Here is a 12,779-nt window from a genome sequence, read left to right as displayed (position 1 = left end):
AGGCCGAGGCCCCGGCAGCCGTGCTCAGCCGTCCTCGCTCAGGACGACCCCGTACTCGTCGTCGTAGCCGTCGTCCTTCAACAGGAGCGACAACGTGCCGCGTTCACCGGTGAAGCGGATGTCGACGGTGCTCTCCTTCTCCCCCAGGAGGAAACGGGCCGTGGCCGGACGGCGGGCGGCCTCGCCCCAGCGGGCCACCCAGCGTTCCGCATCGTCCCCGGACCCCTCGCCCTCCACCGCGAGATCGGCCAGCCCGTCGACGTCCCGGGCCCCGAGCCGCGCCAGAACCCGCTCCGTGACGGAGAGACTGCCCGGGGTGGGGCGGCCGGTGACCTCCAGATCGAGCTCGGAGACACCGCTCCTGACCCGGGCGGGCGTCTTGTCCGTGTTCAGGGCATCGCATCCGCCGAGTACCAGCACCGCCGCACCCACCAGGCCCGAGGTCCGGTACGCCCGCCTCAACCGAGCCTCCCCGGACGGTCGACGGCCGGCGGACGACAAAGCGCCGGGCAGGTGGCCGCGAACCACCTGGATCCGGGCATGGCTGTGCTCAGCAAGAAGAACCCCTTCCATTTCTGCAAAGGCCGAGAAATCGCTAAGGCCTCCTCCGGCCGCCCCAGAGGGACGACGGCGCCCCGGGCGCTCCCGGCCGGGGCGCCGTCGCTCGGGCAGAGCGGCGGTCGGAGGTCAGTGGCCCCGGTCCCGGCGTTCGGCAGCGGCCTGTTCCAGCGCCCTGTGGGTGGGGGAGCCCTCGTCCGTGGTCAGGACCACAAGTTCGAGCCGGTCGGTGCCGGGGACGACATAGGCGGTGTAGTCCAGGTCGAGCCGACCCGCCCGGGGATGCAGGAACCCATGGCTTCCGATGGTCGGCCCCTGCACGTCGTGCTCCTCCCAGATGGCGGCGAATCGGTTGCTCCGCTCCGTCAGGTCGGCCACCAGCCGACGGCCGCGCTCGTTGTGGGGGTCGGAGGCCAGCGCGTGACGCAGCCGGTGCACATTGCTGTGCGCCGTCTTCTCCCAGTCCGTGAGGAGCCGGGACGCGCGTGGGTCGCAGAAGACGAACCAGGCGAAGTTCCGGTGCTCCACGGGAAGCTCGGCGAAGTCGAGGAGCAGCCAGGACTCCGCGTCGTTCCAGGCCAGGATGTCGCGCATGGGGGTGACCACGTGCGCGGGCCAGAGGTCCAGCGAACCGAGCAGCCGCAGGGTTGCTTCCGGTACGTCCGGGGCCTCGGCGGAGCGGCCGTGGGGTGCCGGACCCCCGGCGCCGAGGCGGTGCAGGTGGCGGCGGGAGTCCTCGTCGAGTTGCAGGGCGGTGGCGAGCGCGTCCAGGACGTCGGGCGAGGGACGGCGCTGGCGGCCCTGTTCGAGGCGGGTGTAGTACTCGGGGCTGATGCCGGACAGCGCGGCGACCTCGGCCCTGCGCAGCCCGTTCAGCCGTCGGGTGCTGCTCCGGGGCAGGCCGGCGGCCTCCGGGGTCAGCCGGGCCCTGCGTGAACGCAGGAAGTGGGCCAGGTCGGGGAGGGCTGCGGATGGTGCCATGCACCGAGTATCGAGTACCGGCCCCGCCCCACCCAAGGGTGGCCCTGCCGGGGCCACCCCCGGCGACACCTGCCCGCAGCGGTGTCTCGTGGCCGTTTGGTACCCGGCCCAGACTGAGCCGGACAACGACCACGACGCAGAACGGCCGTGTCGCCGACGGGTCCGATCCGCCCCGTCGGGACATCCGCGCCGCCTTCCCCGAAGCCTGCCCATGTCCACATGCCCTGACGGAACACTCCCGTCCTCCAGCCCCACCCCGCCGCCCGCCGATCCGGCGCCGGCGGCCCACCCCGACCCGTCGGCGTCCGACGGACCGGCGCCCGCCCGGTACGCGCCCCTGGCCGTGCTGAGCGCGGCTGCCGGCCTGGACGCCGGTGGTGTCGCTGTGCTCAACAGCGCCCTGCCCTCGATGGGCGCGCACTTCGGCACATCGGCACAGAACCTGTCCTGGGCGGTGACCGGGTACGCGCTCGCGTTCGCCGGTCTGCTGCTGTGCGGCGGGGCGATGGCCGACCGGTTGCGACGCCGGAGGGTGCTCGTCCAGGGCCTGGCGACCGTGGCTGTGGGCGCCGTGCTCGCGTTCGAGGCGCCTGTGTTCTGGATGGTCGTTGCGGGACGGGTGCTGCAGGGTGCGGGCGCGGCGATCACCATGCCGGCCGCTACCGCCCTGCTGACCTCGGTGTATCCCGGCGGCCCGATGCGCTCACGCGCCCTCGGGGTGTTCTCCGCGGCACAGGCGGGCTGCTACGGCGCCGGGCTGGTGTTCGGCGGCGTGATCACCGGTGCTTTCGGCTGGCGCTGGGTGTTCGCTCTGCAGGCAGTGGCAGCCGCGCTCACCTCCGTGGCCGCGCTGCGTTGGCTGCCGCAGGGAGCACGACACCACCGGGCCCGCCTGGACCGGACAGGGAGCGTCGCGCTGGTGGCGGCCGTCGTCCTGACCGTCCTGGGCGCCGACCTGGCGTCCCGGTCCGGAGGCGGCCTGCTCGCGGGTGCGGCGGCCGCGGCCGCCGCGGCCGGCGGATACCTGTGGTGGCGCCGGGGCCGTACCCGCGGCGGGGACACGGTCCTGCTGGACCGCGGTCTGCTGCGGGTACGCGGGGTACGGACCGCGACGCTGGTGGCGGGCGCCTTCTACTTCTGCGTCACCGGCTCGTTGTTCCTGCTGCCGCTCTACCTCCAGCAGGTTCGCGGGATGTCCCCGGCCTCGTCCGGCCTCGCGATCCTGCCGGTCAGCCTGGCCGTTGCCGCAGCCGCGCTCGTCTCCGGACGCCTGATGAAAGCCCACGGGCCGCGCCCGCTCCTGGCCGCGGGAATCCTGCTCACGGCCGGCGGCGTACTGCTGTGGTGCACGGCCGGAGCGCACAGCCCCTACGGGGGAGCGGTACTGGCCGGCTTGGTCGTCACCGGCGTCGGGCAGGGCCTGACCTTCCCCGCCCTCACCGCCACCGGCCTGCGGGGAGTCCCCGAGCATGCTCACGGCACCGCATCGGCCGTCACGACCACTGCCCTGCAGATCGGCAGTGCTGTCGGCCCCACTGTCCTGGCCGGAGTCGCCCAGACCGCAGGACCTGCGGGCCACGGCACGCTGTCCCTGCCCGGCCACCACCTCGCCCACGCCGCGGCAGCCGGCCTTCTGCTTCTCGTCGGCCTGCCGGCCGTCGCACGCCTCGGCAGGAGAGAGGGGTGAACCGGACCGGTCCGCCTGCCGCGAGCCGGGCCTGCGCATCAGCGACGTCACCACCACCGGCTTCAAGATCCGCATGAACGGACTCGTCAGCGTCGGCAAGGCGTTGTCGGACGAGCCGTACACCTTCGAGACCGTGGGCCGGATCGTGTCCAGCGTGTGACCACTCCCGCGGGCCGGGAACCGCTGCCGGGGGCAGCCCGTCGGCCCTCGACGTGCCTGTCCCGGTGGATGGCCGGGATGTTCGGGTACGTCGCACCGACCTCGTTCGGCGTCGTGGCCTCGGCGATGATCAGCCCGGCACCGGCCCGCTGCGCGTAGTACTCGCCCATGATCGGCAGCGGGGTGCCGTCGGGCGGCGACCCGGTTGCGGGTCATGGGGGCCGTCACGAGACGGTTCGGCAGGCCGAGCGGGCCGAGCCGGGCGGGCTCGAACAGGTCGCGGGCGGTGGCGGCGTCGCCCGCGGCGGTCTGCGACAGGACCGGCACGCCGCCCCGGCCCAGGCCCCACGACGCGGCCGCGACGTATCGGTGCCGCCGGGACGATAGGTTGCCCACCATGACCGAACTCGGACCCGACACCTGGCCCCCCGCCCCGATACGTACCGAACGGCTCGTGCTCCGCGAGTCCGAGGCCCGGGACCGCGCGGCGTTCATCGAGCTGTTCGCCTCGCCCGAGGTGGGCACGTACATCGGTGGTGCCCGGCCGCGCGACGAACTCGAACGCGCGGTGCCCGAAGTGGCGGGACGACGCCCCGGCTGTTTCGTCGTGGAGTCGGACGGGGCGATGATCGGCATGATCACGCTCGATCGGCGCGACGCGGACCGTCGGGGGCACGTCCGCCCGGAGGGCGGGGAGGCCGAACTCGGCTACCTGTTCCTGCCGCAGGCATGGGGGCAGGGATACGCCGCCGAGGCGTGCGCGGCGGCCCTCGACTGGTCCGCCGCCGCACTGCCCGGCGAACCGGTGGTGCTCAGCACGCAGACCGCCAACGAACGTGCGATGCGCCTGGCGGCCAAGCTGGGGTTCACCGAGGTGGAACGGTTCGAGGAGTGGGGCGCCGAGCAGTGGTTCGGCGTACTGCGCCCGGGCACGCAGGCCGGTTGAGCCGATGCCCGACATCCCCCCGTACGGTTCCGGCGCGGTAGTCGGGTCCGGCGCCACGGGCACGTCTGGCGGTCACGGGCGGGCCCGTGACCGCGGACAGCGGAACGACCCGGTGACCCGCTCCATGCTCCGCGCGGAGCGGAACGGCGGTGCAGCGTGAACCAGGACCGGGACCGTGTGCTCGAAGCGTTCCGTCTGGAATCCGGGGCCCTCGCCGACGCCGTGTCCGGGCTCTCCGAGGCCGAGTGGAACCTCCCGACCCGCTGCACCCCCTGGACCGTGCTCGGTCTGCTCGGGCACGTATGCGTGGTGGTGGACTGGCTTCCGGCCATGCTGGACGCGCCGGCACCCGGTGGAGCGGAGATCTCCGCGGTGGAGTACTACCGACCGGACGACCGCTTCTCGCCGCGGACCAACGACAAGCGGATCGCGTTGGCCCGGGACCGTGCGGCGCGGTCGGCCGACGGCGCCGCCTGCGCCGAGGACTTCGCCGGGACCTGGCGACGGGTCGATCGGCTGTGCCGGGCCCAACCGGCCGGCCGGACCGTCCGGACGCGTCATGGCGACGCCATGCTCCTGTCGGAGTTCCTCCTCACCCGGGTCGTGGAGGTCGCCGTCCACGGCCTGGACCTGGCCGACGCGCTCGGCCGCGAACCCTGGCTGACCCCGGCGGCCGGTGAGGCCGTGACGGAGCTGCTCCTCGGCACGGAACACGTCGGGGCCGTCGACGAGTTGGGGTGGAGCCGGTCCCGTTTCCTGCGCAGGGCCACCGGCCGGGAGCCGCTGACCGAAGCCGAAGCCGCACAGATCGAACGGCTCGGCATCCGATGGCTCGCGCTGGGCTGACCCCGTATCAGGCGAACCGCTGATCCCGCACGGGGCCCCGTGCGGGGGCCCGGCCGTCCGTCCGGTAGAGGTCGATGGCGAGGGCGACGGCGGCGTGGGTGGCGGGGTGGGGGTCCTGCCGACGCCAGACGAGGTGGACCGGGACGGGCGGGGCGTCGTGCAGGGGGCGGTAGATGATGCCGTCGCGACGGTACTGGGCGGCGGTGGCCTGCGGGGTGACGCCGACACAGCGGCCGGAGGCGATGGCGGCGAGCCAGTCGTCGATGTCGTGGGTGTGCTCGACGGCGGGCCGTTCGCCCTCGGGCCACAGGTTCGAGGCGGTGGTGCCGGTGCGCCGGTCGAGGGCGAGGGTGCGCGTGGCGACTTCGGCCAGGCGGACACCGCGGCGCCGGGCCCACGGGTCGTCGGAGGCGAGGGCCAGCCAACGGTGCTCGTGGCCGACGAGGGCGTGCGACCAGGACTTGAGGTCGAGGGCCCCGCGGACGACCGCCAGGTCGCACAGCCCTTCGGCGAGTCCTCCCGTGGCCGAGTTGTGGCGGATGAGCCGGAGTTCGACGTCGGGGTGGTCGTGGTGCCAGCGACGCTGGAACTCGGTGGTGTGACGGCCGAAGGCCGACCAGGCGTGGCCGATGTGCAGGCGGCTGTGACCGGTGGTGGCCTCGGCGACGAGCTCGTCGGCGCCGGCCAGCAGCAGGCGGGCGCGGGCGAGGACCTGCACGCCCGCCGTGGTGGGCTCGACCGTGCGGCTGGTGCGGTGCAGCAACCGCACCCCCAGGACCTTCTCCAGGGCGAGGAGGGTGCGGGAGACGGCGGCCTGTGAGACGCCCAGTTCCAGGGCCGCGTCCGTGAAGCCGCCGGTGTCGACGATGGCGACCAGACAGCGCAGGTGCTTCAGCTCCAGGCCGGCGGAGCTCCTTCCACTCTCATCCATACGCCCAGCGTATCGACAGTGCGACGGATGCATTTTGCGTATCGCACGGGGGAGCGCACGGTGAGGGAATGGAGACCTCACAGGACGCCGGGAAGGCCCTCGCCGCCGACGGCGGTGCACCGGGCCGGGGCGGGAGCGGCCGGGTCGGGGCGGCGCTGATGCTGGGCAGCGGCCTGTCCAACCAGATCGGGGCATCGGTGGCAGCGCTGGCGTTCCCGGTCGTCGGCCCGGCCGGAGTGGTCGCGATCCGTCAGTGGGTGGCCGCCGGGGTGCTGTGGGCGGTCGGCAGGCCGCGCCCGCGCTCGTTCACCGCGGCGCAGTGGCGGCCGGTACTGGGACTGGCGCTGGTGTTCGCCGTGATGAACCTGTCCCTGTACACGGCCATCGACCGCGTCGGACTCGGGCTGGCCGTCACGCTGGAGTTCTGCGGGCCACTGGCCGTGGCACTGGCCGGCTCCCGCCGCCGGATCGACGCCCTGTGCGCGCTGGCGGCCGCGGCCGCCGTCGTGGTACTCACCCGCCCCTCCCCGTCCACCGACTACCTCGGCGTCGGCCTGGCGCTGCTGGCCGCGGCGTGCTGGGGCTGCTACATCCTGCTCAACCGTACGGTCGGCCGACGCCTGCCGGGCCTGGAGGGCTCCGCCGCCGCGGCGGCCGTCTCCGGCATCCTCTACCTCCCCGTCGGCGCCCTGGTCCTCTGGCGGCATCCCCCCACCCCGGCCGCCCTCGCCTGCGCGCTGGCGGCCGGGGTGCTGTCCTCGGCGGTGCCGTTCCTCGCCGACCTCCTCGCGCTCCGACGCGTCCCGGCCCACTTCTTCGGCGTGTTCATGAGCCTCAACCCGGTCCTCGCCGCCCTGGTCGGCCTCGTCGTGCTCGACCAGCACCTCGACGCGGCCGCGTGGACGGCCGTCGGGGTCGTCGTCGGCGCCAACACCGTGGCTGTCACGGCGTCCTCCTCCGGAGGCCGTGCCGCTCCGGTCCGGGCGCCGGGCACGCGGCCCGCGCGCTCGTGGCTGTCGCGGGCCCGGCGGTGACCGCGGCGGACCCCCGGCCCGCGCTCACCGCCCCGACAGCATGCCCCTCCTCCGGCTCCGAACGGTCCGGCCGCGCCCCGCCCCGGCCGCCCGGGACGTCACCCGCATCGGCGGTGCCATGATGATCGTCATCGGAACGACCGCCATCGGCGCCCTCCCGCCGGTGGAACACCTGACCGGCCGAGGAACCGTCCCGCCCACCCGGCACGGACCCGAAGGAGAGTGTTTGCACGTGAAGGACCGGATACCGCAGGAGCAGGCCCGTCGCACGAGCCCCCGGCAGTCCGCTCCGGCCCTGCCGCCCTGGCTGATCCGGTGGCAGCGCCCCTTCCCCGACGCCAACACCTTCCTGCTGCCCGGACGGCGGCCGGCCCTGATCGACACCGGCTTCGTCGGCCACGCCGACGAGACCGCCGCCTGGGCCCGTGCCCACGCCGGGGACATCGACCTGGTCGTCAACACCCACTGGCACTCCGACCACGTCGGCGGCAACGCCCTCCTCCAGGCCCGGGGCGCCGCCGTCGCCGCCGGAAGACCGGAGGCCGAGGCGATCACCCGCCGGGACCCCGGCTGCTGCGCGGCCGAATACCTCGACCAGCCCGTCGCCCCGTACACCGTGGACGTACCGCTCGACGACGGCCAGGTCCTCCGCCTCGGGGACACCGACTGGGAAGTCGTACGGACCCCCGGCCACACCCCGGGCCACCTCGCGCTGTGGCAGCCGGAGGAACGGCTCCTCGTCGTCGGCGACGCGCTGTCGGACTACGACGTCGGGTGGGTCGACCTCGCCCTCGACGGCCCCGAAGCGGCCGGCACCGCGCTCGCCTCCCTCGAACGGATGGCCGACCTCGACCCGCGCGTGGTCCTCCCCTCCCACGGCCCGGTCCCCACCGACCCCACAGCCGCGTTCGCCGCCGCCCTGCGCCGCGCCCGGCGCCTCGTCGACGACCCCGAAGGGGCCGTCCGGTACGGCGCCCGCCGGATCTTCGCCTTCGCCCTGATGATCCGCGACGGGATCCCGGCCGGCGAGGTCGAGCCGTACCTCCACGCCCGTGCCTGGCTGACGGATGCCGCCCGCCTCCTGGACAAGAGTCCCGAGGCCCTCGCGACCGAACTGGTCACGACCATGCTCCGCAATGGCGCCGTGGTCCTGCGCGACGGCCGCGTCCACGCCGCCGCCGACCACACCCCGGTGCGGCCCGAGGCGCTGCGCGTGCCCCACCCCGGGGCCTGGCCGACGGCCGGGCCGCGCTGACGCCCGAGGGGACGAGGGGCGGGGGCATGCGCCCCGCCCCTCTCGGCCGTCCGCCCCGGCATGATCCGAACGAGGGCCCTAGTACTCCAGTCTGACTTCGTGATCTTGTCGCAGACCCGGCTGGGAACAGGTACGGCCACCGCGTGATCATCGGGGGTTGTGTGGACTCCTGAAGATCGTGCGGTGGCCGCAGGCCATAGCGTAGACCCTGCCCGCTGGCGGGCGATGTTCGACCAGGTCATGGCCCGGATCGCGGGCAGGTTCGGGCGAGTTGAGCCCCGGGCCGCGGCCCGCGCGTACCTGCTCGGACTGCTGTCGGGTGTCGAACGGAAGAACTGCTGGCAGCCGGCCGAACGGCGGGCCATGCCCGGCCGGGGCCGATGCAACGCCTGCTGCGCCACGCCCGCTGGGACGCCGATGTGGTCCGCGACGACCTGTGTGCCTACGCCGCCGAACATCTCGGCGCCGACGGCAGCGGTCTCGTCGTCGACGAGACCGGTTTCCTGAAGAAGGGCCGGTCCTCGGCAGGAGTGCAGAGCCAGTACACCGGCACCGCGGGACGTATCGAGAACGCTCAGGTCGGCGTGTTCCTCGCCCACGCCACCAGCCGGGGACGGGCCCTTGATCGACCGACGGCTCTATCTCCCCGAACACTCCTGGTCCAATGATCCCGAACGCCGCACCGGGGCCGGCATACCCGAGTCGGTGCAGTTCGCCACCAAGCCCCGCCTGGCCTCGGAGATGATCACTGCCGCGCTGGAAGCCGGGATCACCGCCTCCTGGGTGACCGGCGGCGAAGCCTACGGCCAGGACCCCCAGCTCCGCGCCGCCCTCAAGGCGCACGACATCGGCCATGTCCTGGCCGTCGCCTGCTCGACACGGGTGAGGATCAACCACAGCCGCACTCCCGCCCGCGCCGATACCGTCGCCGGCCTCCTGCCCGCCACGGCCTGGCACCGTCAGAGCGCCGGATACGGTGCGAAAGGCCCGCGGTACTACGACTGGGCCTGGATCCACATCGGCACCAACAGCCATCGCCACCTGCTCATCCGACGCAACCGGTCCACCGGCGAACTCGCCTACCACCTGTGCTGGTCGCCCACCGAAGTACCTCTGTCCGAACTGGTCCGCGTCGCCGGTGCCCGCTGGAGCGTCGAGGAGTGCTTCCAGGCCTCGAGCTGAGGCGGATCACTTGCGCAAAATCTATAGACCGGTCTATTTTTTAGACCATGACATCCAAGGGAGACAAGACCCGGGCTCGGCTCGCCGAATCGATGCTCGAACTCATCCAAACCAGCGGCTACAGCGGCACTGGTCTGAACGCAGTGATCGAGCACGCCACGGCCCCCAAGGGATCGATCTACTTCCACTTTCCTGATGGGAAGGAGGGCTTGGGGGTCGCCGCGATCGAACTCGCCACCCAGCAGTTCGAGGCTCTGATCGCCGAATCTGTGGCCTCATCGGGTGGCGCTGCCGCAGCGGCACGCACCGTCGTCGAGACTTTGGCCGCCATCGTGGGCGAGAGCGACTTCCGGCTCGGCTGCCCGGTATCCGTCGTTGCTCTCGAAATGGGTGCGGAGAGCGAGCGGCTGCGTCACGCCTGCGCAACGGCCTTTGAATCATGGATCGCCCGGACTGCGAGGTTCCTCGAAGCGAACGGGCTCGCTACCGAGAACGCCCGCAGCCTGGCGACCGTCATTGTCTCGACGATCGAGGGCGCAGTCATTGTCTCCCGCGCGACGCGTAGCACCCAGCCGCTGCACACAGCCGCCGAAGTTGTGTCCGAACTCATCGCGCATCGCATCAACAACACGGAAGAGACCCGATGAAAACTCATGGAACATCACGACATGCGCTAATTTTCGGAGCATCCGGGCTCATCGGACGACACCTCGTCATGACCCTGGCTGAAGCAGGCGCGAACGTGACCGCGGTGGTGCGAACTGTCGAATCAGGAGCTCGCGTCATGCGGTGGTTCCGCACGCACGGTCTGACACAACCCGTCAACGTGGCAATCGTCGACTTCGACGCGCCTGAGATCCTGGTGGGCGGCACGGCGGCCTTCGCGGACGTGACTGAGATCCATAACTGCGCCGGCTCCTTCCGGTTCGGAATGCCGGCTGAGGAGGCGCGCAGCGCGAACGTCGGCATCGTCGAGAAGCTGATCGATTTCGCTTCGGATCTCCCGCAATTGCAGCGCCTGGTGCACATTTCCGGTTACCGCGTCGGTGGCCAGAATCCCGCTGCCGTGCCTTGGTCGGACGAGCACCGCGCGGCGGTGTATGCGGAGCTGGGTGGCTATGAGGCGTCAAAGGTTGAGTCCGATGCCATCTTCCAAGCCCGGGCCGCCGAGCGTGGGGTCCCCTGGACCATCATCAATCCGGCCACCGTGATTGGCGACAGCGCAACCGGTGAGTCAGATCAACACATTGGGATCGCCACCACTATCGAGCAGATGTGGCGCGGCACCGCGTCAGCACTCCCCGCCGGGAAGTCCACGTTCGTCCCGGTCCTGACAGTCGACTACATGGCGAACTTCATGGCCGCTGCAGCGGTCGATCCCCATGCTGCGGGCAAAGCGTACTGGATCCTTGACGATGCGACCCCGCCGCTCGCGGACCTGTTCACCCATGTTGGTCAGCACCTCGGCGCGAAGGTCCCGAGCCTGAGGATCCCGATCGGTGCCATCAAGCACCTTCCCCAATGGGTCACCAAAGCGGATCCGGAGACCCTCGGCTTCCTGTCCTCCGATCGATACCCGACGGGGCCCGCCATCGAACTCGCCGCAAGGCATGGCATTCCAATGCCCGACGTACGGATCTCGCTCGAGCGCTGGGCGGACTACATGGCCGCACACCGGTTCGGTGCGTCGAGGGGCGACGAACGGCGGTTCATCGATGCAGGAGGCGTGCGGACATTCGAACTCGGCGCAGCTGGATCCAGCAAGTTGATCCTACCGGGCTTGCCGGTCAACGCCGATACCTGGGCCGATGTCGCCGCGAGCATCGGCGCGCGAGCGGTCGATCTGCCCGGCCTCGGCCTGAGTGGCGGATCGGGCATTCGGGACTGGGAACGCTGGCTGCCAGCGGTACTGGGCGAGGAACCTGTCGAACTCATCGGCCATTCCATCGGTGCGGCCGCGGCCGTGCTCGCGGCAGACCGGATTCCGGCTCGAGTCTCATCCCTTACGCTGATCGCACCGTTCTTCTTGCAACCCCTTGCAGACGCAGGGACTAGGTTGCGGCCGTTCGTACGCAGTTACCTGCGACACACGGATGCACACCAGCTGTCACGTCGACTTACTGGGTCGGATGCGAGCGCGACGGCGCTCGCGACCACAGTTGACGACCTCAGACGTGGCCGTGCCGCGTACGTGGCCAGCCAGCTCGTACGCACAGGATCGAAGCGCTGGCGCGCCGAGCTATGGGAAGCGCTCGGGCGGTTCGATGGCCCCGTCCATATCATCACGGGAAGCGATGACCCGCTCGACCGGAGCGCCGCGAACGAGCTTGCAGCGCTCCCGAATGTCAACCTCGTCTCGGTACCGGGTGCCGGACACCACCCTCAGCTGACCCACGGTGACGCACTCATCGATCTACTCAAGGACTTGAAGTAGACAGGCGTTCCGGGGAAGCGTGCACACATGAGGAGCGGCCGCCCCACAGCGCGCGACGAACGGTCTGCCTCCTCGAGCTCAGAACCGGAGCCGCCCAGCAGGAAAAGCCTATTACGAGCTGGTGTGTGATAGCGGGTGATGTGTTCTTGCTGGTGGGTGGCATGATCCGGGTGCGGCGATCATGCTCGGTCGGACGGTTCTCGCGCATCAGGTGTTCACAGGGGTCTCCCGGGGGGCATCTCGCCTCCCTGGTTGAGGAGTTGGCTGATCCGTGGCAGGCCGTGGTCGAGGGGCGTCGTCACGAAGCTCGCGGCGGGGCCAGGAAGCGCGAGGCAGGAGCCGGTGCCCGGCATCGGCTGGTGTTCGTCGACCGGCTCGTGGCCCCGCTGATTCACCTGCGGCACGATCTGCCGCATGCGGCGTTGGCGCTGCTGTTCGGCGTTGACCGCTCCACCATCACCCGTGCGACCGCCGTCCGCAACGAAGGCATCGATACCTGTTTCCAGCACTTTCCCGACGTGGAGGTTCTCCTGGACGACGGCTACCCCGGGCTCCGCCGCGATCACCCCGGCCAGGCAGTGACCCCACCCAGGAAGGGAAACAAGATCAGCCCGCCCGAGGTCCTCGAAGCCCGCCTACGGGCCCGGCACCGGCACTCCTCAAAACGCATCACCGTCGAACACGCCCTCGCCGACCACAAACGCTGGAAGCAACTGGCCCGCTGGACCCACCGCCGGCCTCGTCTCCGACCGCAACACCACCCACT

The 12,779-nt window shown here is 71.5% G+C and carries 12 protein-coding genes and 2 pseudogenes; 10 read left to right on the top strand and 4 right to left on the bottom strand.

Annotation, left to right across the window (positions count from 1 at the left end; all coding sequences use genetic code 11):
• Positions 1-24 precede the first annotated feature (24 nt).
• Positions 25-462: a hypothetical protein gene (locus ABZZ04_RS10525; RefSeq protein ID WP_356931799.1), complete on the bottom strand. Its 438-nt coding sequence runs from the start codon at positions 460-462 to the stop codon at positions 25-27.
• Positions 463-687: 225 nt separating this feature from the next.
• Positions 688-1,539: a helix-turn-helix transcriptional regulator gene (locus ABZZ04_RS10520; RefSeq protein ID WP_356931798.1), complete on the bottom strand. Its 852-nt coding sequence runs from the start codon at positions 1,537-1,539 to the stop codon at positions 688-690.
• Positions 1,540-1,750: 211 nt separating this feature from the next.
• Here ABZZ04_RS10520 and ABZZ04_RS10515 point away from each other — a divergent pair, with 211 nt between their 5' ends.
• Complete coding sequence (locus ABZZ04_RS10515) at positions 1,751-3,226, top strand: MFS transporter (protein WP_356931797.1); 1,476 nt, start codon at positions 1,751-1,753, stop codon at positions 3,224-3,226.
• 197 nt (positions 3,227-3,423) lie between these two features.
• Here the strand turns inward: ABZZ04_RS10515 and ABZZ04_RS10510 are convergent.
• Positions 3,424-3,601 (bottom strand): annotated as a pseudogene (locus ABZZ04_RS10510) (alkene reductase); the annotation flags it as partial.
• Positions 3,602-3,782: 181 nt separating this feature from the next.
• Between ABZZ04_RS10510 and ABZZ04_RS10505 the strand changes: the two are divergent.
• Together ABZZ04_RS10505 and ABZZ04_RS10500 are read left to right on the top strand one after the other, a co-directional pair.
• A complete protein-coding gene (locus ABZZ04_RS10505) occupies positions 3,783-4,331 on the top strand; it encodes a GNAT family N-acetyltransferase (RefSeq protein WP_356931796.1) in 549 nt (182 codons plus the stop codon).
• A gap of 156 nt (positions 4,332-4,487) precedes the next feature.
• On the top strand, positions 4,488-5,177 hold the full coding sequence (locus ABZZ04_RS10500; RefSeq protein WP_356931795.1) for a maleylpyruvate isomerase family mycothiol-dependent enzyme: 690 nt from the start codon (positions 4,488-4,490) through the stop codon (positions 5,175-5,177).
• 7 nt (positions 5,178-5,184) lie between these two features.
• On the opposite strand, the gene ABZZ04_RS10495 is transcribed toward ABZZ04_RS10500, so the two are convergent.
• Entirely contained in the window at positions 5,185-6,108 is a 924-nt protein-coding gene (locus ABZZ04_RS10495) for a LysR family transcriptional regulator (RefSeq protein ID WP_356931794.1), read from the bottom strand.
• 158 nt (positions 6,109-6,266) lie between these two features.
• On the opposite strand from ABZZ04_RS10495, the gene ABZZ04_RS10490 reads away from it, so the two are divergent.
• The 7 genes and pseudogenes from ABZZ04_RS10490 to ABZZ04_RS10460 all read left to right on the top strand — a co-directional run.
• Positions 6,267-7,142 (top strand): EamA family transporter, encoded by an 876-nt coding sequence (locus tag ABZZ04_RS10490; protein WP_356931948.1) that lies wholly within the window; start codon positions 6,267-6,269, stop codon positions 7,140-7,142.
• 232 nt (positions 7,143-7,374) lie between these two features.
• Positions 7,375-8,397 carry an MBL fold metallo-hydrolase gene (locus tag ABZZ04_RS10485; RefSeq protein WP_356931793.1) on the top strand — a complete coding sequence of 341 codons (1,023 nt, stop codon included), beginning with the start codon at positions 7,375-7,377 and terminating at the stop codon, positions 8,395-8,397.
• Positions 8,398-8,777: 380 nt separating this feature from the next.
• Positions 8,778-9,065, top strand: a complete 288-nt coding sequence (locus ABZZ04_RS10480) for a transposase (protein WP_356931792.1) — start codon at positions 8,778-8,780, stop codon at positions 9,063-9,065.
• The gene (locus ABZZ04_RS10475) at positions 9,019-9,579 is read left to right on the top strand and encodes a transposase (RefSeq protein WP_356931791.1); all 561 of its coding nucleotides are present in this window, start codon (positions 9,019-9,021) and stop codon (positions 9,577-9,579) included. The genes ABZZ04_RS10480 and ABZZ04_RS10475 overlap by 47 nt, the downstream gene beginning before the upstream one ends.
• A 47-nt stretch (positions 9,580-9,626) precedes the next feature.
• Positions 9,627-10,226: a TetR family transcriptional regulator C-terminal domain-containing protein gene (locus tag ABZZ04_RS10470; RefSeq protein WP_356931790.1), complete on the top strand. Its 600-nt coding sequence runs from the start codon at positions 9,627-9,629 to the stop codon at positions 10,224-10,226.
• Positions 10,223-12,013 carry an alpha/beta fold hydrolase gene (locus ABZZ04_RS10465; RefSeq protein WP_356931789.1) on the top strand — a complete coding sequence of 597 codons (1,791 nt, stop codon included), beginning with the start codon at positions 10,223-10,225 and terminating at the stop codon, positions 12,011-12,013. Before ABZZ04_RS10470 ends, ABZZ04_RS10465 begins: the two co-directional genes overlap by 4 nt.
• A 181-nt stretch (positions 12,014-12,194) precedes the next feature.
• A pseudogene (locus ABZZ04_RS10460) lies at positions 12,195-12,759 on the top strand (transposase family protein); the annotation flags it as partial.
• Positions 12,760-12,779 lie beyond the last annotated feature (20 nt).

The organism is Streptomyces sp. NPDC006435 (genome assembly GCF_040612315.1).
Taxonomy (GTDB): domain Bacteria; phylum Actinomycetota; class Actinomycetes; order Streptomycetales; family Streptomycetaceae; genus Streptomyces.
The sequence above is the reverse complement of the archived record's forward strand: the minus strand, read 5'-3'. Positions and strand labels throughout refer to the sequence as shown.